Origin of the sequence: Ephemeroptericola cinctiostellae (genome assembly GCF_003339525.1) — a bacterium.
GTDB lineage: Bacteria > Pseudomonadota > Gammaproteobacteria > Burkholderiales > Burkholderiaceae > Hydromonas > Hydromonas cinctiostellae.
Map to the genome: position 1 here is coordinate 1,196,861 of NZ_CP031124.1, position 18,049 is coordinate 1,214,909.

At 46.7% G+C, this 18,049-nt stretch carries 17 protein-coding genes and 1 pseudogene; 13 read left to right on the forward strand and 5 right to left on the reverse strand.

Annotated elements, in window-relative coordinates; translation table 11 throughout:
• The first annotated feature begins 80 nt into the window (after positions 1-80).
• From DTO96_RS05545 to DTO96_RS12660, 13 genes and pseudogenes are all read left to right on the forward strand, one after another.
• Positions 81-536: a GNAT family N-acetyltransferase gene (locus DTO96_RS05545; protein ID WP_114562583.1), complete on the forward strand. Its 456-nt coding sequence runs from the start codon at positions 81-83 to the stop codon at positions 534-536.
• 222 nt (positions 537-758) lie between these two features.
• On the forward strand, positions 759-1,163 hold the full coding sequence (gene ndk, locus DTO96_RS05550) for a nucleoside-diphosphate kinase (RefSeq protein WP_114562584.1): 405 nt from the start codon (positions 759-761) through the stop codon (positions 1,161-1,163).
• A 140-nt stretch (positions 1,164-1,303) separates the two neighbouring features.
• Positions 1,304-2,365: pseudogene (gene rlmN, locus DTO96_RS05555) on the forward strand (dual-specificity RNA methyltransferase RlmN); the annotation flags it as partial.
• Positions 2,366-2,517: 152 nt separating this feature from the next.
• Positions 2,518-3,282: a type IV pilus biogenesis/stability protein PilW gene (gene pilW, locus DTO96_RS05560; RefSeq protein ID WP_114562586.1), complete on the forward strand. Its 765-nt coding sequence runs from the start codon at positions 2,518-2,520 to the stop codon at positions 3,280-3,282.
• Between the two features lie 76 nt (positions 3,283-3,358).
• Positions 3,359-4,201 carry a helix-turn-helix domain-containing protein gene (locus DTO96_RS05565; protein ID WP_114562587.1) on the forward strand — a complete coding sequence of 281 codons (843 nt, stop codon included), beginning with the start codon at positions 3,359-3,361 and terminating at the stop codon, positions 4,199-4,201.
• A 127-nt stretch (positions 4,202-4,328) separates the two neighbouring features.
• On the forward strand, positions 4,329-5,549 hold the full coding sequence (ispG, locus tag DTO96_RS05570; protein ID WP_373277830.1) for a flavodoxin-dependent (E)-4-hydroxy-3-methylbut-2-enyl-diphosphate synthase: 1,221 nt from the start codon (positions 4,329-4,331) through the stop codon (positions 5,547-5,549).
• Positions 5,550-5,709: 160 nt separating this feature from the next.
• Positions 5,710-6,777 (forward strand): type I restriction endonuclease, encoded by a 1,068-nt coding sequence (locus DTO96_RS05575; protein ID WP_114562589.1) that lies wholly within the window; start codon positions 5,710-5,712, stop codon positions 6,775-6,777.
• Between the two features lie 430 nt (positions 6,778-7,207).
• On the forward strand, positions 7,208-8,503 hold the full coding sequence (hisS, locus tag DTO96_RS05585) for a histidine--tRNA ligase (RefSeq protein WP_114562591.1): 1,296 nt from the start codon (positions 7,208-7,210) through the stop codon (positions 8,501-8,503).
• 112 nt (positions 8,504-8,615) lie between these two features.
• Complete coding sequence (locus DTO96_RS05590) at positions 8,616-9,254, forward strand: YfgM family protein (protein ID WP_114562592.1); 639 nt, start codon at positions 8,616-8,618, stop codon at positions 9,252-9,254.
• A 370-nt stretch (positions 9,255-9,624) separates the two neighbouring features.
• Positions 9,625-11,082 carry a ribosome biogenesis GTPase Der gene (gene der / locus DTO96_RS05595; RefSeq protein ID WP_114562593.1) on the forward strand — a complete coding sequence of 486 codons (1,458 nt, stop codon included), beginning with the start codon at positions 9,625-9,627 and terminating at the stop codon, positions 11,080-11,082.
• 236 nt (positions 11,083-11,318) lie between these two features.
• Complete coding sequence (hfq, locus tag DTO96_RS05600) at positions 11,319-11,552, forward strand: RNA chaperone Hfq (RefSeq protein ID WP_114562594.1); 234 nt, start codon at positions 11,319-11,321, stop codon at positions 11,550-11,552.
• A 340-nt stretch (positions 11,553-11,892) separates the two neighbouring features.
• Positions 11,893-13,038 (forward strand): GTPase HflX, encoded by a 1,146-nt coding sequence (gene hflX / locus DTO96_RS05605; RefSeq protein WP_114563941.1) that lies wholly within the window; start codon positions 11,893-11,895, stop codon positions 13,036-13,038.
• Between the two features lie 191 nt (positions 13,039-13,229).
• Positions 13,230-13,373: a hypothetical protein gene (locus DTO96_RS12660; RefSeq protein ID WP_157964339.1), complete on the forward strand. Its 144-nt coding sequence runs from the start codon at positions 13,230-13,232 to the stop codon at positions 13,371-13,373.
• Between the two features lie 130 nt (positions 13,374-13,503).
• Here DTO96_RS12660 and chrA read toward each other — a convergent pair whose 3' ends face one another.
• The 5 genes from chrA to fic all read right to left on the reverse strand — a co-directional run bounded on the left by chrA (position 13,504) and on the right by fic (position 17,871).
• On the reverse strand, positions 13,504-14,841 hold the full coding sequence (chrA, locus tag DTO96_RS05610) for a chromate efflux transporter (RefSeq protein WP_114562595.1): 1,338 nt from the start codon (positions 14,839-14,841) through the stop codon (positions 13,504-13,506).
• 146 nt (positions 14,842-14,987) lie between these two features.
• On the reverse strand, positions 14,988-15,455 hold the full coding sequence (locus tag DTO96_RS05615; RefSeq protein ID WP_114562596.1) for a helix-turn-helix domain-containing protein: 468 nt from the start codon (positions 15,453-15,455) through the stop codon (positions 14,988-14,990).
• Between the two features lie 11 nt (positions 15,456-15,466).
• Positions 15,467-15,751, reverse strand: coding sequence for a DUF4258 domain-containing protein (locus tag DTO96_RS05620; protein WP_114562597.1), 285 nt, complete (start codon positions 15,749-15,751; stop codon positions 15,467-15,469).
• A 280-nt stretch (positions 15,752-16,031) separates the two neighbouring features.
• Positions 16,032-16,718: an IS1595 family transposase gene (locus DTO96_RS05625; RefSeq protein WP_114562080.1), complete on the reverse strand. Its 687-nt coding sequence runs from the start codon at positions 16,716-16,718 to the stop codon at positions 16,032-16,034.
• Positions 16,719-16,773: 55 nt separating this feature from the next.
• Positions 16,774-17,871, reverse strand: a complete 1,098-nt coding sequence (gene fic / locus DTO96_RS05630; RefSeq protein ID WP_192879021.1) for a protein adenylyltransferase Fic — start codon at positions 17,869-17,871, stop codon at positions 16,774-16,776.
• Positions 17,872-18,049 lie beyond the last annotated feature (178 nt).

Consider the following 18,049-nt stretch of genomic DNA (forward strand, 5'->3'; position numbering starts at 1 on the left):
ATGCAGTTATTGGTGCGTCTAAAATAAATCCTGTACAATCGTTTCAATAATTTATTAACAAAGATAAAGGTTTGAAAACGATGAATGTTCAATGGGCGACTGTGGCTGAAATTGAAAAAATTGTACCCTTGTTTGATGCGTACCGACAATTTTACGAGATACCATCGGATGTTGAGCTGTCACGTGCCATTTTGAGCGCACGCATGAGCCATCAGCAGTCCAAAGTGATTCTGGCAACAGGTGAAACAGGTGTGGCTTTGGGGTTCATTCAACTGTACCCAATGTTCAGCTCTTTATCAATGAGCCTTAAAGAGTCAAATGTGTGGTTGCTGAATGATTTGTTTGTCTCACCTCTAGCACGAGGTCAAGGCGTTGGCGCCGCTTTGCTGGAATTTGCCCAAAATTGGTCGGCTGCGGAAGGGTTGGGTTACTTGATGCTGGAAACGGCAAAAACCAACACAACTGCACAGCGTTTGTACGAATCGCAGGGCTGGCAGCGCGATGAGGTGTACTTCACCTATTATCACACCCATTAGTTTGCGAGGGGAAATGGGGGCATTTCTGGATTGAAGTGTTTTTTTGCTGGTGAATGATTGTGTGTCAGTTGGATTTACCCGAAAAACGCTGCTTGTGCGGCGTTTTGTCATGTTTAGTACGTTAGAAAATTGTCAGCTATGCTATAATTTCGCGTTCACTAGAACGTGAAGAACTTGATTTTATTGTCTTTTTATAAATTTTATACCGACAGGAGCATAGCAATGGCTATCGAACGTACTTTATCTATCATCAAACCTGACGCAGTGGCGAAAAACGTTATTGGTCAAATCTACACGCGTTTTGAAAACGCAGGCTTGAAAATCGTTGCTGCTAAATTCGCTCAATTGACTCAAGCTGAAGCCGAAGGCTTCTACGCTGTTCATGCCGAACGTCCCTTCTTCAAAGATTTGGTGTCGTTCATGATCTCTGGTCCTGTCATGATCCAAGCTTTAGAAGGCGAAAACGCCGTATTGAAAAACCGCGAATTGATGGGTGCAACCAACCCAAAAGAAGCAGCTGCTGGCACCATCCGCGCTGATTTCGCTGAATCTATTGATGCAAATGCAGTTCACGGCTCTGACAGCTTGGAAAATGCAGCAAACGAAATCAAATATTTCTTTGGTTAATCGTAAAAAGTAAAAAACCTACGGATCCATTTAAAATAAACTCAAACAATTCAATACGAGCTGTTTGAACCAAGCACCGAAAATTTCATGGGCAGCGCCCATCAAGTTTCACAATGCGATCCGTACATTTGAAAGTAAGTATGAGCACCAATTTGTTGAATTTTGACTTAGAAGGCATGACCGAGCTGTTCGCGGAGATGGGCGAAAAGTCCTTCCGTGCGCGTCAAGTCACGCGTTGGATTCATCATTTTGGTGCGCAGCGATTTGACCAGATGACTGATCTGGCCAAATCATTGCGCACCCGGTTGGAGCAAGAAGCCGAGTTGCCTTTGCCCACCATCATCAGCGATCACACATCCTATGATGGTACGCGCAAGTGGCTGACCGATGTGGGGCAGGGCAATGCAGTCGAATCGGTGTACATTCCCGAATCAAATCGCGGCACGCTGTGTGTCTCCTCGCAGGCAGGTTGCGCGGTCAATTGCCGTTTTTGCTCAACAGGGCATCAAGGGTTCAACCGCAATTTGAGCACGGGTGAAATCATCAGCCAACTCTGGTGGGCGAATCATGCACTGGGCGCCGATCCGAAAGGGCAGCGCCTCATCACCAACGTGGTGATGATGGGCATGGGCGAGCCTTTGCTTAATTACAATCAGCTGATCCCAGCATTAAAATTGATGCTGGATGACAATGCGTATGGCCTATCGCGCCGTCGCGTGACTGTCTCAACGTCGGGTGTAGTGCCCATGATGGATCGTTTGAGTCGCGATTGCCCTGTCGCCTTGGCGGTGTCTTTGCATGCACCGACCGATGCCTTGCGCGATGAACTGGTGCCGTTGAACAAAAAATACCCTTTGCGCGAGTTGATGGCCGCGTGCCAACGCTATTTACCACATGCGCCGCGTGATTTTGTGACTTTTGAATACGTCATGCTTGCGGGCGTGAATGATTCGGTCAAGCATGCCAAGGAGTTGGTGGCTTTGGTTCAAGATGTCCCGTGTAAGTTTAATTTGATCCCGTTTAATCCATTCCCCGCGTCAGGGCTGCACGCTTCGTCGCGTAATCAAATCATGGCGTTTTCACAGGTGTTGTTGGATGCGGGCATTGTCACCACAGTGCGCAAGACGCGCGGCGATGACATTGATGCGGCATGTGGACAATTGGCGGGTCAAGTGAAAGATCGCACGAAACATGCCGAACGCATGGCAGAGCAGGTGTTGGTGTTCACACCTCGACCTGTGGCCTCTGATGGCGTGGATCAGGTCAATGACGAAAAGCGCGGCGTGATCTCATGGTCACAAATGCAAGCGCAAATTGAACAGGTTGATGCCGCCGCTGCCACAGGGGCACACAAATGAAACGCGCGCTGACCGTTGTGATGGCTGCGATGGTCGCTGTGTGTGCGGCATGCGTGCAAACCACAACGATGGTGCCCGCTGGCAGTGGTCAAGCTTTTGCACAGGTGCATACGGATTTGGCTGCACAGTATTATCAAGTGGGGCAGGTTTCAGTGGCGGTACAAGAAGCGGAGTTGGCTTTAAGCGGTATGCCCAATTTTGTACCCGCACATAATTTATTGGCTTTGATGTATGCGCAATTGCATGAAAACACAAAGGCGAATGAGCATTTTACAAAAGCGTTGTCAATTGAGCCCAAAAACACCGATTTGCGTAATAATTATGCTTGGTTCTTGTGTGGCACGAACCGCTCCACTGAGGCATTGACTGAATTTTCAAAGGTCTTGCGTGACCCTTTGTATACCAGCATGGACAAAGCTTTGACCAATGCAGGCGCATGTGCGGCACGCATTGGGCGTTTGGATTTGGCGACATCTTATTTAAATGCCGCATTGGAAGTCAACCCCAACAATGGCGTGGCGTATTTATACCGTGGGCATGTGGCCTTAAATGAGAAGTCGTATGCAGCTGCAAGCGAAGCATTGCAAGCGGCAGAAAAAGCCCTTGGTCGCTCGACAGCATTGTTGTGGTTGAGTGCGCGCTTGGCGAAGACGCAGGGGCGAGCCGAGCAATTGAATCAAATCATTGCTGCAATCGTGCAGGAATCACCCATCAGTGAAGAGGCTGCTTGGGCACGCGCAGGACTGTTTGATGCGTTTTGACAACAGTCATGGTGTTGTTAAAACCAGTCGTTAATGAGTACACATTGATCGTCAACATAAAAAAGAGAACATAGAAATGAGTCAACAAGATAATTTACACCTGAATGCCCCCTCTCAAGTCCATCCAGCGGTGACCGCATTAACCCTTGGTCAATGGTTGGTTCAAGCACGCCAAGCTAAAGGCATGAGTGCCCAGGATGTGTCGTCACGCAGTAACCGTGCGTTGCGTCAAATTGAAGCACTTGAAGCCGATAATCTAAACACAGCGGGTTCGGCCAACCTGTTGCGTGCCATCGTTCGCCATTATGCAAAAGTTGTTGGCGCCGACCCCGAAGAGGCCGTGCGCCACCTTCCCGCAGAGTATCAAACCGCAGTGGCCACTGCCCCTGTGCGTGCCAGTCGAGTGAGTGAAGTGGTGTCTTCGCAAGGTGCACCTTTAAAGTCGCCGTGGATTGCCAAAACATGGCTGGTGTTGTTGGCTCTGATTGTCATGGGTTTGTTGGCATATTGGGTCTTATTTTCACGCTTGACTCAAAAGGCCGACGGTGCACAAAAAATCACCGAGCCCAATCAAGTTCAAGTGGTCGCACCACCTGCACCAGCAGTTGACCCCGCTGCTGTCGCAGCGGCACAAGCGGTAACTGATGCGGCGGTGGCTGCCAACGCAGTAACAGACGGTTTGAATTTGAAATTTAAAGTGGCCAGCTGGGTGGAAATCAAAGATGCCAAAGGCACTGTGTTGTTAAGTGGCACGCAAGAAGCAGGCACAGAGCAAACCGTGTCAGGTGAATTGCCTTTGAAGGTTAAAGTGGGCAATGCCTCGCAAGTGGACGCCACTTGGAAGGGGCAACCTTACGATTTGAAAGCCGCGATCGTCAGTAAAAGCAAAGATGTTGCAAAAATTGACGCTTTGAACTAAAGGCTTTAAAGGTTTAATTGAGCTAAACACTCAAATAAACGCTTCAAAATAAACGTTTTAAAATGAATGTTTCAAACAGATCACAAGATTTAAAAAGATTTAAATTATGAGCACCACTGGTTTTGCCATGCGTCACCACACCCACACCGTTACGGTCAGTCATGCGGACAGCATGGTGCGCATCGGCGGCTCACACCCTGTGGTTGTGCAATCCATGACCAATACCGACACGGTGGACGCGCTCGGCACGGCCTTGCAAGTGAAAGAATTGGCGATGGCTGGCTCAGAGTTGGTGCGCATCACCGTCAACTCGCCCGAGGCCGCCGCCGCCGTGCCATATATTCGTGAACAACTCGACAAAATGGGCGTGTACGTGCCGTTGGTCGGCGATTTTCACTACAACGGCCACAAACTCCTCACCGACTACCCCGACTGCGCACAAGCCCTATCCAAATACCGCATCAACCCTGGTAACGTCGGCAAAGGCGCGAAAAAAGACGCGCAATTCGCGCAAATGATCGAAGTCGCCGCCAAATACGACAAACCTGTGCGCATCGGTGTCAACTGGGGCAGCCTTGACCAATCGGTTTTGGCACGCATCATGGACGACAACGCCCAACGCAGCGCACCGTGGACAGCGCAGCAAGTCATGACCGAAGCCCTCATCGCCTCCGCGCTTGAGTCCGCCCAAGCCGCGCAAGACATCGGTTTGGCTGAAAACAAAATCGTCATTTCGTGCAAAGTCTCCAACGTGCAAGACTTGGTCGCTGTTTATCAGCAACTCGCACAACGTTGCCACTACGCCCTGCATTTAGGATTGACCGAAGCAGGCATGGGCAGCAAAGGCATCGTCGCCTCCACCGCCGCGTTGTCCGTTTTGCTCCAACAAGGCATCGGCGACACGATTCGCGTGTCTTTAACGCCCGAGCCCAACGGTTCACGCAGCACCGAAGTCGTCGTCGCGCAAGAAATTTTACAAACCATGGGCTTTCGGCAATTCACCCCCATGGTCGTCGCCTGTCCGGGTTGCGGACGCACCACCAGCACCGTGTTTCAAGAACTCGCCTCCGACATCCAAACCTACCTGCGCGAACAAATGCCCGTGTGGAAAAATCAATACGCAGGCGTCGAAGGCATGACCGTCGCCGTCATGGGCTGCGTCGTCAACGGCCCTGGCGAATCCAAACACGCCAACATCGGCATCTCATTACCTGGCACAGGCGAAACCCCCGCCGCGCCTGTGTTTGTTGATGGTGAGCGGACGGTGACATTGAAGGGCGATAATATTGCGGTGGAATTTCAGGCGATTGTGCAAGCGTATATTGAGAAAAATTACGGTATGTCATAATTCGCGTAGGCTGGTGGTGAGTAAAACGAACCCCAACAGTAGGATATTTACAGTTTTTGGGTGTTGGGGTTCTAAAAGCGTTCAACCCCAACCTACTTGCTGTTTTTGTGTCAGAAAGAGTTTCATTCAAAGTCTTAAATAATAAAATAAAGGAGTCAAAATGGATTTGATAGATAAACTAAGTGATTTGGCAAAGCGAGCAAATAAACAGCGAACTAATGTGAAAACAGAAGAGGCGACAAAAACAGCTTTTGTGTTGCCTTTTTTACAAACCTTGGGTTATGACATTTTTGACCCAGATGAAGTTATACCCGAGTACACAGCGGATGTGCTTAATAAAAAAGGTGAGAAAGTAGATTATGCAATTCAACTGAACGAAAAAATTCAGTTACTTATTGAGTGCAAACAAATTGGGTCGTCGCTCGAGGTTCAGCATACGCCACAACTGTATCGATATTTTTCAACTCTCCCTGATACACGATTTGGTGTTCTGACCGATGGAATACGTTATTTATTCTTTAGCGATTTGGATAAAGAACATGTTATGGATAAAATTCCATTTTTTGAGTTTAGCCTTGATGAGATTAATGATATAAATGTAGAGGAGTTAAAGCGATTTAGTAAAGTGGCGTTTAATTTAGACGAGATTCGTGATAATGCCAGTAAATTGAAATATCAAAAGATGCTAAAGGACGTAGTTCGTTCTGAGTTTGAGCAGCCATCTGAGGATTTGGTTAAATTATGGACAAAAAGGGTTTATGAGGGCAATGTAAATTCACAAGTAAAAGAACAATTTACCGAGCTAGTTCGAATAACATTAAAAACATTTATTAATGAAAGCGTAAGAGCCCGTCTTGAAACTGCTTATCAATTAGAAGAACCGTCACAAAAAGTGATGGAAGAAGTAAGTTCAGAATTAGTAGTAGATTCATCGGATAAATGTATTGTAACAACAGAGCAAGAGCTTGATGCATTTAGAGTTGTTTGCTCAATTGCTTCTGAAAGTATTGACCCAGACCGAGTATTTATTCGGGACTCGAAAAGTTATTGTTCTGTCTTGCTTGATAACAATAACCGTAAAGGCATTTGTCGTTTCTTTTTCAGAAAAAAGAAATTTAGAGTTGTAGTTTTCGCTGCAAATGGGGAAGAGAAGTTTGAGATTGAAAAAATTTCCGATATATACAAACGTAAAGCGTTAATTTTGTCATCAATATCACAGTACGAGTAAATGATTTGTTGTTTGTGGTGCTGCAAGGTGAGGTCCTTTTGGAGATGCGTGAGCGCAGTGTGTTGCTTAAGGAGGGCGAAATGTTTGTGATTTTGCAAGGGGTTGAGCATGGATCTGTGGCGAGTGAAAATGTGCGTTTTGTGTTGATGAAGAGCAATAGTATCAACAGCGCCGTCATTCCCGCATAGGTGGGAATCCAGTCAAATGCAGCGCATTTGCGAGGATATATGGTACTTAAGTTGCAAAATTGGAGCGCTTTGCGCTCCGCTGGATTCCCGCCTACGCGGGAATGACGGCATTTTGATGTGGATTTAACTTAGAAGTGGTTTTTATATTTGTTTTAACTAAATTTTTGTGTGGGTTTACCGCACAAGAATTCTAACTTAAACCTCAAAAAAAGTAGGGGTTTACTTTTTTTGAATGAGATTTTATGAGTAAAGAAAAATTTAACGCCGTTAAAGGCATGAACGATATTTTGCCTGATGATGCAGCTTTGTGGGAGCATCTCGAGGAGGTGCTGCGCGGCTGGCTGAAAAGTTATGGTTATCGCAATATGCGCGCGCCGATTTTGGAAAAAACGGGGTTGTTTGCGCGGGGGATTGGCGAGTTTACTGATGTCGTGGAAAAAGAGATGTTTTCGTTCATCGACCGTTTGAATGGCGATGATTTGACGCTGCGCACGGAGTTTACGGCGGGTGTGGTGCGGGCGGCGATTGAGAGCAATTTGACTTACAATGGTCCGCAGCGCGTGTACAGCATGGGCCCCGTATTTCGCCATGAGCGCCCACAAAAAGGGCGGTATCGTCAGTTTCATCAGTTGAGCGTGGAGTCGCTCGGCTTTGGTGGGGCGGACATGGATGCGGAGCTGATTGTGATGTTGCGCGATTTGTGGGATGAGCTCGATTTGCGCGATGTGCGTTTGGAATTGAATACGTTGGGACAACCTGAGGAGCGCGCGGCGCATCGGGTGGCGTTGATTGCGTATTTTGAATCGCACAACGAGTTGCTCGATGAGGATGCGCGTCGTCGCTTGCATGCCAATCCGCTGCGGATTTTGGACACGAAAAATCCTGCCATGCAAGAGATGGTCAACAATGCACCGCGTTTGACCGAATTTTTAGGCGATGAGTCAAAAAGTCGTTTTGAACAGGTGCAACGTTTGCTCAAAGATGTGGGGATTGATTTCACGATCAATCCGCGTTTGGTGCGTGGCTTGGATTATTACAATCACACGGTGTTTGAGTGGATTTGTGATGGCGATACACTCGGTTCGCAAGGTACAATATGTGGTGGCGGGCGTTATGATGGTTTGTTTGAGTTGCTGGGTGGCAAGCCAACGCCTGCGGTGGGGTTTGCGATTGGTTTGGAGCGTTTGATTTTGCTCACGCAAGATACGTTAAAACAAAATTTGGATGCGAACTGCGATGTGTATGTGATGCATCAAGGTGAAGTTGCTGCACGGGCTGCCTTTGGTGTTGCGGTGAGTTTGCGTCAAATGGGTTTGTCTGTGGTGTTGCATTGCGGTGGCAGCGAAGGTGCGGGCAGTTTCAAATCACAAATGAAAAAAGCGGATGCGTCGAATGCCAGCTTTGCGGTCATTATTGGCGAGGATGAGGTGAATGCGGGCACTGTGAACATTAAGTCATTGCGCGGTGAGGGCGGGCAAGTGACGCTTGCTTCGACTGAGGCTGCGAGTTATTTGATGCAAAAAATCGCAGGCGTGTAAGTCATGAAGGGGTGCGTTCAGTGTGATGCATTGTGGATGGTTCATGCTCACCCCCTGTTATTTTTAATTTAATCAAAAAAAGTGCGGTGTATTTTTTTTAAAAAGGACTGAAATGGCGTTCGATTTAGATGAACAAGAGCAGATGGATCAGATTAAGGCTTTTTGGGAGCGTTGGGGCACATTCATCAGCAGTGTGGTGATTGCAGGTGCTTTGGTTTTCGCAGGTTGGAAAGCTTATGATTTTTATCAGGTGAAGCAATCCGAAAAAGCGGCGGCAGCTTACGAGGTGTTTGCGCAAGCGGCGCAGAAAAAAGACGCATCAGCCGATGCTGCTTTGAGCAGCATTCAACAGGCTTATGGTAAAACTCAATATGCGGCGTTGGCAAGCATTCAAGCGGCGCAAGTTGCCATGGCCAGCCAACAATGGGATAAAGCTCAAGTGCCTTTGCAATGGTTGATGACCAATGGCACGGCTGAAAACCAAGGGGTGGCTCGTTTGATGTTGGCCGATGTGTTGGCTCAATCGACCAAAACGGATGACGCTTTGAAGGTTTTGGATGTCGTACCGAGCCCGAGTTTTGCACTGGCATTCATCAATAAGAAATCTGATATTTATTTGCAAATGAAAGACATGGCCAAAGCGCGCGAGGCCTTGGAGCAAGCGGTTAAATTGGCCAAAGAGCAAGGGGCAAACAGCAAGGATATGTTGGATGCCTTACAAGGTAAGCTGGATTTGTTGCCTAAAGTTTAAGGCTTCATGGGAAAAGTAAATCCTTGCTTTTCCTGGGTTTCAATTGTCGTTAAAACTTTAACGCTAAAACCTTAAACAATCCGTACGTCATTGTGGGTTTGACCCGCAATTTCCTGCTTTGGAAGGTGCTGTGTCAATCACGGCATGACGGATGCATGTGATTTTCACCATAAAAGCTTCATCAAGAAAGCCTTGGTGACGTTTATAATTAAATCAATGTATTCGATGAAAAGCGAAATGGGCTTTAGCACAGCGCATTTTTTTGAATTGAAAACTCATGTGTTTTGTCAATATTGACGTTGATGGAATCATGTGTTTTCCCCAAAAATAGAATGCTATTTTTGAAACAGTTTTTGAAAGAAGTACAGATATGAAACCAGTCATTGCACTGGTCGGCCGCCCGAATGTGGGCAAATCGACTTTATTTAATCGACTCACCCGTTCACGTGATGCGATCGTGGCAGACTTTCCTGGCCTGACACGTGACCGCCATTACGGTAATGGTCGCATGGGCGAGCGTCCTTTTTTGGTGATTGACACGGGCGGTTTTGAGCCTGTTGCGAAAGAAGGCATTTACCATGAAATGGCGAAGCAAACCCGCCAAGCGGTCATTGAAGCCGATGTGGTTATTTTCATCGTGGATGGTCGTGCGGGTTTGAATGCGCACGATCAAATCATTGCCGATGACTTGCGCAAAACAGGGCGCAGCGTGATTCTTGCCGTGAATAAAGCCGAAGGCATGCGGCACGCCAATGTGACCGCTGAGTTTTACATGCTCGGCTTGGGTGATCCCGTGGTGATCTCCAGTGCACACGGTGACGGTGTGCGTGAGTTGCTCGACTATGCATTGGACATGGTGTTGCCGCCTGTATCAGACCTGCCCGATTGGCTGGATGCATCGGGTGTCAAAGATGACATGCCCATACTGAACGATGCGGACATTGAAGCGATTTTGAAAAATCGTGAAAATAAAGATGAGCCGTTCAATCCAGTGCAAGATGCCGAGCGCGCTGCTCGACCCATCAAAATCGCAGTGGTGGGGCGCCCGAATGTGGGTAAATCCACACTGATCAATACACTTATTGGTGAGGAACGTGTGATTGCGTTCGACATGCCGGGTACGACACGTGATGCGATTGAAATTGAATTTGAGCGTGCAGGTAAACAATATGTTTTGATTGACACCGCAGGTTTGCGTAAGCGTGGGAAAGTATTTGAAGCGATTGAGAAATTTTCTGTGGTAAAAACACTACAGGCGATTGCCGATGCAAACGTGGTGGTTTTGATGCTTGACGCCAGCCAAGACATTTCTGAGCAAGATGCACACATTGCGGGTTTTATTTTGGAGTCAGGCCGCGCATTGGTTGTTGCCGTGAACAAATGGGATGCGGTCGACAGCTATGAGCGTGACCGTGTAAAAGTTGACATTCTACGCAAATTGATCTTTTTGGATTTTGCCAAGTTTCATTACACCACAGCCACTAAAGGCTTGGGGGTTGATGCTTTGCTGCAATCGGTTCATGTCGCACATGCGGCTGCTTTTGCCAATTTATCGACACCGCGTTTAACACGCGCGTTGCACACCGCACTCGAACACCAAGCACCGCCACGTAAGGGCAGCGGCAGCTCGCGTCCAAAATTGCGTTATGCTCACCAAGGTGGACAGAATCCACCTGTCGTCATCATTCATGGCAATTCTTTGGAGGATGTGCCTGAATCTTATAAACGATTCCTCGAAGGCCGTTTCCGCGATGCGTTTAAGCTTGAAGGCACACCGTTGCGCATTCAGTTTAAAAACAGCACAAATCCTTATGCAAGACGCAGATAAAACTGCTATGATAGGAAGCTGAACTGTGTTTAAGTAGAAATACTTAAATAGGTGAGGTGTATAAAGTTCAGTTTTATCGTTATAAATGCAATAAGAATGCTGTACAGTAATGTCATCGTTTACAGCGGCGATGAAAATGACCACGGCTGCAAAGTCTTTTTTGACTGATGCGAGCAAGAATAACAATACCGTGGCTCATGTTTTGAATTATAAATTTACTTTTTGGAGAGTATGAAATGAACAAGGGACAACTGTTGCAAGATCCTTTTTTGAACGCCTTGCGCAAAGAGCACGTGCCTGTGTCGATTTATTTGGTTAATGGCATCAAATTGCAAGGCAATATTGAGTCATTTGACCAGTATGTTGTGCTGTTGCGCAACACGGTGACACAAATGGTTTACAAGCACGCGATTTCAACCATTGTTCCATCGCGTCCAGTGAACATTCAAGAGATTCAAGCGGCTGAGTAATCTTTCGCTGCAACATCAATGCGAAGCCCGCCCGCTTAACAGTAGGCGGGCTTGTCGCATTTGAAAAGTAAACCATTGAAAGTAAATCGTTGCTTTTTTTGGGTTTTCAGTTTTAGCCGTTGCAGTAAAAATCGCAACAAACCAGCATGGGTTTGCGTTTTTTATTGCCGTTTTCGGGCTTTATGTGGATTTGCCACTAAAAGCCGTTGATATTTAATAATCTTTAATGATCACAAAGTCATTTTTATTTATTGTGTGATGAACGATAGACGCAACATAAGGTGTTTTTGCTTCATGCAATGCTTGTGATGGTCATCAATTGGGTGGAAAAGGTTTTACAGTGCGTACAATTACCGTCGGTTTATATTTTGGCAAGGGTGACTTTGAGTCTTCTATGGAGGAGCTGCATTTACTTGTCTCCAGCGCGGGGGGCGAAGTGTGTGCCACGATTACGGGCAGCCGCAAAGCGCCTGATGCCAAATATTTCATAGGTTCGGGTAAAGCCGAAGAGGTTAAGCTCGAGGTGGAGATGCATCATGCCGACATGGTGGTGTTTAATCACAGCCTCAGTGCAGCACAGCAGCGTAACCTTGAAGAAAAACTTGGTGTTTCTGTTATGGATCGCACGGGATTGATTCTTGATATTTTCTCTCAACGTGCGGTCAGCCATGAGGGCAAGTTGCAAGTCGAGATGGCCAAGCTGGATTATTTTTCATCACGTCTCGCTGGTTTGTGGACGCATTTGGAGCGTCAACGCGGTGGTATTGGTGTGCGTGGCGGCATGGGCGAAAGCCAGCTTGAGATTGACCAGCGTTTGATTGGTGATCGCCGCCGCAGCTTGCAAGCGGCATTGGATAAATTTCAACGCCAATCGCAGACTCAACGCCGCGCTCGCACCAAAGGCAGTCGCTTAAACATTGCTCTGGTCGGTTATACCAATGCGGGTAAATCAACGCTGTTCAACCACCTCACCAGCGCCACGGCATACGCTGCTGATCAATTGTTCGCAACACTCGATACGACCACGCGTAAAGTGTATGTTGAAGGTGCGGGTCAAGTGGTCATCTCTGACACTGTGGGCTTTATTCGAGAATTACCGCATCAGCTCGTTGCGGCATTTCGCGCAACATTGGAGGAAACCGTCCATGCGGATGTGTTGTTGCATGTGGTGGATGCCGCCAGCGACGTTCGCCTTGATCAGATTGATGAAGTGAACAAAGTGCTTAAAGAAATTGAAGCCGACAATGTGCATCAGGTGTTGGTTTGGAATAAAATCGATCTCACAGCGCATGAAGCAGGTATTGAGCGTGATGAGCACGGTCGCATTGCCCGCATCTATGTCAGTGCGAAAACAGGTGCTGGCATGACTGATTTGCGTGAAGCCCTCGTTGAACTGGTTGAAACACAAACACCACAATGGCAAAAAGACAAGAAAAAAATAGAAGATGATTGGTCGGATGACCCTCGTTTTCGTCAGGTTGATTGAACCGCTTGAACCACACGTGCATGGATGACGGTTATTGCCCAAACGGTGCGGGTGTCACAATAAAAATGGGCTTACCGCATGGTAAGCCCATTTCGCCATCGGTAAGCAGCATGCGCCCGAGGAGGTGCGCACATATGAGTTTGATCTTCCGCTTGTACGTGAACCAATAACACTTAAGATAAGGTCATCCCATGAAACCCATTGCAGCATTCAAAATGCTGGTCATCGCCACCATCGCCATGTACTTGACAGGCTGTTCTGTTTTGCAGATTCCCAACGATTTATTTCGCAGCATTGGGAACTCACTCAATGCGGTGAGCAATGTCGGGCAATAAGCCCATGTTTGAAATGCAAAAGACCTTGATCCTTTCAAATCATGCCAGCTGCCAATGATTATTGCTCAATGTTTATTGCGTAATGCTTATTGGTTAATCAACCTCTGATTATGGTGAAACTCACTTTGTTTTAACGGGCAGCGATGAGTGCATAAATCAAGCCAGCCAAAGCGGCCACCACAATCACTCGAATGACCCCAATTTTAAATTTAAACAAAGCAACTGCAGCACAGGCTGCAATCAAAGCCGAGAACCAATCAAATCCACCCGAAAAACCATGAGGCCACAACACATGGTAAGCAAAAAATAAAGCCAAATTCACAATGACCCCAACCACAGCTGCTGTGATGGCTGTCAGCGGAGCGGTGAACTTGAGGTCGTTGTGGGTCGCCTCGACCAATGGCGCACCTGCCAAGATGAATAAGAATGAAGGTAAAAAAGTAAACCATGTGACCAACGTCGCCGCCATTGCACCCGCCATGAATTGATGTTCAGGACCGAATACCGCCTGCACATACCCCCCAACGAATCCCACAAACGCCACCACCATGATGAGTGGACCGGGTGTGGTTTCACCCAACGCCAAGCCATCGATCATTTGCGTCGGAGTCAGCCAAGCATATTGTCCCACCGCACCTTGATACACATAAGGCAGCACAGCATACGCGCCACCAAAGGTCATTAAAGCCGCTTTGGTGAAGAACCACGCCATTTGAGTGAACGTGTGCTCCCAGCCATAAGTGCTTGCCAAAAAGCCCATGGGCAATACCCACAGTGCAGTCCCGATGACTGCGACACGCAATAGATTGAGCCAGCGAAACCGCGCATGTTCAGGAGGCGGCGTGTCATCGTCAATCAACGCAGCGCCATAAGATGACTTACTCTGACCATGACCACTGCCGATTTGAAAATGGTCTGGCATCACGCGACCACCCACATAGCCAATCACGGCCGCCATCAGCACAATAAATGGAAAAGGCACATTCAATGCAAATATCGCCACAAACGAAGCCGCAGCAATGCCCCACAACACATTGTTTTTTAAGGCACGTGAGCCAATCCGATGAGCCGCTTGTAACACAATCGCAGTCACAGCGGGTTTGATGCCGTAAAAAATACCCGCCACCCATGCCACATGACCAAAGGCAATGTACATCCACGACAAAGCAATTAAAATGAGCAACGATGGCAAGACAAACAACCCGCCCGCCACAATGCCACCCCATGAGCGGTGCATGAGCCAGCCAATGTACGTGGCCAATTGCTGGGCTTCAGGGCCAGGCAACACCATGCAATAATTAAGGGCATGTAGGAAACGTTTTTCAGAAATCCAGCGTCGTCGTTCAACCAACTCTTGATGCATGATTGAAATTTGCCCCGCAGGGCCACCAAAACTGATGAAACCGAGTTTAAGCCAAAAGCGAAGAGCCTCCCAGAATCCAATGGCATTGGGTTTACTGTTGTTCATCGTATGTTCCTAGTGAATGGTTCGGTTGCTGGACTTGTCTGACTTTGGGTTGCCCATCAAGGCGTCAATTGATTGGGTCTACGTCTCGCGGTTTACCACAAATTTAGAAACGAATCATCGCACGACGGGCAACGATCACCACGTCATCAATGCGTCGCCATTGGTTCATGCTTTGCCTGCCATTCGCCTTTTGTCTCTTTAACAATGATGTTTTGCGCATGTTTGGCGTGGTCGATTGCGTTAAGTGTTGCCACAACGCTTTGAATCTGTAAATTGCCATCAAACAAGCCTGCAAAAATCATGCGTGCCAGTAGTTCAATGCTTTTTGTTGTGCGCCCTGACTTTTCCCAGCGTGCCACGGTTTGTGGGTCTTTCCCTAACATGTTTGCTAAATCGGGTTGTGATAAACCTGATAACTGGCGCAAGAACCGTACTGCTTTGCCGCTTAAGTTTGGGGTTTTGAATATCAATTCCTTGGCGATAGCCAAATCTAAGCCGCGTAAATCGTCAATGTGAACGGTGTTACCGTATGGCGTTTCTTGGGTCGTAAAGCCATTGACCAACCAAACGTTATCTAAGCCGCTCATGTCGTATTTGTATCGCTGTGTTTTCATTTTTGAACCTCTTAAAAAACCGTAACCACTGTGACAATAACTTCATTGTCAATAATTCCAACCACTACAGCGTAATTCACACCAGCACAGTAATGGTTTAGCTTAACCTCGATTGAACCCAGTTTAGCGTTAGGTTCAGGCTCTCGGTCTGTTGTGCCTTTTTCAAGGGCTTTTAATACCATGCTTGCGCTTATTTTTCGTTGTTTCATGCGCTGCGTCGCATGTGCTGAAAATCGGTAGCTGCCTGTTTTGGCCGCTTCACGAATAATTTTAATTAAATGTCTGTCATGCGGCATGGTTTAACCTATCATTTTGATAGATTATTGTAGCTTAATTATTATTGTAATGTTGTCTTATATTGTCCAATGAGATGCAAAAAAGCCCCGTCATTAACAGGGCTTTTGTCTATTTCGTCTATTTTAGAACGCCATCACCACATCAGCTTGATATTAAATCAAGATTAATCAAGTGCAGCCACCCCATGCGAGTAGGTCGATTATTTGCCCATTTTGGGGTTTTGAATGTCAGTTCCTTGGCGATAGTCCAATTCTTTAGCTTTAACTATTCTTTAGGGTCTTAGGAAGCAGAATTCAATAACGGCTCATCTCGCAGCATGTTAAGAAGCACTTTATACAAGTCGCTTTTGCGATGGTTAAACCTAAATTCAGTTTCCTTCAAATGCAGTAAAAATGTGTTTTTCGGAACGCCGTTAAACTGAACCAAACGACGTTTAGCATAGCTCCAGAATGATTCTATCCCATTCACATGATTAGAACCATTTACAAACTCATCGGCACCATGATTCACCCGGAAGTGTTTATCAAACCCGATGTCCACCAAGCCATTATAGCCGCGCCAACCATCGGTATGGATAACGCTGTTAATGTCTGCTTTCCCACGAATAATGGCTTGCAGGCTGGCTTTGGAAGCATCAGGCACAATCTCAGTGTAGATATTGCCATCACGTTTGAGTAAACCAAACACGATGGTTTTACCTGAAGCACCACGTCCGCGTTTACCTCGAACACGATGCGGACCAAAATATGATTCGTCGGCTTCCAACTCTCCTTTGAGTGGTGAGCCTTGGAGACAAACAATCACCAAACGACGACGAATCTTGAGGTAAATGGTGTTGATTGAACGAACGGATATGCCGCTTAACGCAGCACATTCCGTTGCCGTTAAATCAAGGGCAAAATACCGTAAAATTTGGCGAAACTTCGCTTCGCTAATTTTTGAATGTTTGAAGTACTTGTTTTTCATTTGGTCTCAAGAGCTTAGCGCATATTTTAATGCGTTTGCTTCCTAAGACCCTTCTTTAATATGGTGTAAATGTATTGTTATCTCGAGTGAGCAACGTCAATAGCTTGGGTTGTATGTAAAACTTTTCTCTGCCTAGCTTGTGTTCAACTAAAACATTTAAATCACATAAAGCCTTTAACAGGCGTGAGCACCGTTGACGGCTGCCTAACCCTGCTTGTTCTAATTGAGTGATACGACAATATGGCTGCTTAAAAATAATCTCGATTAAGTCACGGCTGTATATTTTATCGCTGCTGTTGCGCACGTAATCGGTTGTACTCTCCAATAATGTACGCACTGCCTGTATTTTGTTGCGTGTCCATACGGCTGTTTCTTCAATGCCGCCCAATATAAACATAATCCACTCCTGCCAGTTGGATTGAGTTGTCACCTCCAACAGTAAGCGGTAATAGTCGTTTTTATTTGCAATAATGAAACGGCTTAAATACAGAATTGGCAAGTTCAATAAACCCTGATCGATCAGAAAAAGGCTGTTTATGACACGTCCAGTACGCCCGTTACCATCGGTAAATGGGTGTATTGCCTCAAATTGATAATGAGCAACTGCCATGCGTATAAGTGGGTCTATGCCGCTGTCATCATGAATAAACTGCTCCCAGTCTCGAAGCTTTTCATAAATAACCGCCTCACCTACGGGGGGCGTATAAATAATCTGCCCTGTTGCGTCATTGCTTAATGCTGTCCCTAAGCCGTGGCGAATGGGCATATCACGCCCTTTTATTGTGCGACATACATCAATCGCGGTTTGTGCGCTTAACGGTCTATTTTGCAGCACCTCAAAGCCACTCATTAATGCGGTTCGATAGCGTAATGCCTCTTTTGTTGCAGGGTCTGCATGTAAATCGTGTTCTGAAAATTGAAACAGTTTATCTGTTGTTGTTACGATATTTTCAATTTCTGAACTGGCTTTTGCCTCCATCAATGGAATCGTTGATAAAAGCATACTTTGATTGGGTATGAGTTCAGCGGCTTGCTTTAGTTCTGCCAATGCAGCACGTGCGGAAATACATTTCCGCAATATATCCCGTGTTTCTATGTCGTACGTTGGTGGTAGTGGGGGTAAATCGTTGTATGGTGTTTCAGGCTGCCACATCGTGCGCTCCGTAATATGTTACAAAAACGGATAAATCATAACATATTTCGATGATATGTTACGCGCTATAACACGTTTCGATAATACGTTACAAAAAATCGATTTCCATAACATATCAAGCGAATATGTTACGCGCCGTAACGTTTTAACCGTCTGCATACCCAGCCGCACTTATTCG

What these genes read in the sequence shown, in the direction of transcription:
- DTO96_RS05545 (WP_114562583.1), top strand. Translation starts at nt 81, where the DNA reads ATGAATGTTCAATGGGCGACTGTGGCTGAAATTGAAAAAATTGTACCC.
- ndk (WP_114562584.1), top strand. Translation starts at nt 759, where the DNA reads ATGGCTATCGAACGTACTTTATCTATCATCAAACCTGACGCAGTGGCG.
- pilW (WP_114562586.1), top strand. Translation starts at nt 2,518, where the DNA reads ATGAAACGCGCGCTGACCGTTGTGATGGCTGCGATGGTCGCTGTGTGT.
- DTO96_RS05565 (WP_114562587.1), top strand. Translation starts at nt 3,359, where the DNA reads ATGAGTCAACAAGATAATTTACACCTGAATGCCCCCTCTCAAGTCCAT.
- ispG (WP_373277830.1), top strand. Translation starts at nt 4,329, where the DNA reads ATGCGTCACCACACCCACACCGTTACGGTCAGTCATGCGGACAGCATG.
- DTO96_RS05575 (WP_114562589.1), top strand. Translation starts at nt 5,710, where the DNA reads ATGGATTTGATAGATAAACTAAGTGATTTGGCAAAGCGAGCAAATAAA.
- hisS (WP_114562591.1), top strand. Translation starts at nt 7,208, where the DNA reads ATGAGTAAAGAAAAATTTAACGCCGTTAAAGGCATGAACGATATTTTG.
- DTO96_RS05590 (WP_114562592.1), top strand. Translation starts at nt 8,616, where the DNA reads ATGGCGTTCGATTTAGATGAACAAGAGCAGATGGATCAGATTAAGGCT.
- der (WP_114562593.1), top strand. Translation starts at nt 9,625, where the DNA reads ATGAAACCAGTCATTGCACTGGTCGGCCGCCCGAATGTGGGCAAATCG.
- hfq (WP_114562594.1), top strand. Translation starts at nt 11,319, where the DNA reads ATGAACAAGGGACAACTGTTGCAAGATCCTTTTTTGAACGCCTTGCGC.
- DTO96_RS12660 (WP_157964339.1), top strand. Translation starts at nt 13,230, where the DNA reads ATGAAACCCATTGCAGCATTCAAAATGCTGGTCATCGCCACCATCGCC.
- chrA (WP_114562595.1), bottom strand. Translation starts at nt 14,841, where the DNA reads ATGAACAACAGTAAACCCAATGCCATTGGATTCTGGGAGGCTCTTCGC.
- DTO96_RS05615 (WP_114562596.1), bottom strand. Translation starts at nt 15,455, where the DNA reads ATGAAAACACAGCGATACAAATACGACATGAGCGGCTTAGATAACGTT.
- DTO96_RS05620 (WP_114562597.1), bottom strand. Translation starts at nt 15,751, where the DNA reads ATGCCGCATGACAGACATTTAATTAAAATTATTCGTGAAGCGGCCAAA.
- DTO96_RS05625 (WP_114562080.1), bottom strand. Translation starts at nt 16,718, where the DNA reads ATGAAAAACAAGTACTTCAAACATTCAAAAATTAGCGAAGCGAAGTTT.
- fic (WP_192879021.1), bottom strand. Translation starts at nt 17,871, where the DNA reads ATGTGGCAGCCTGAAACACCATACAACGATTTACCCCCACTACCACCA.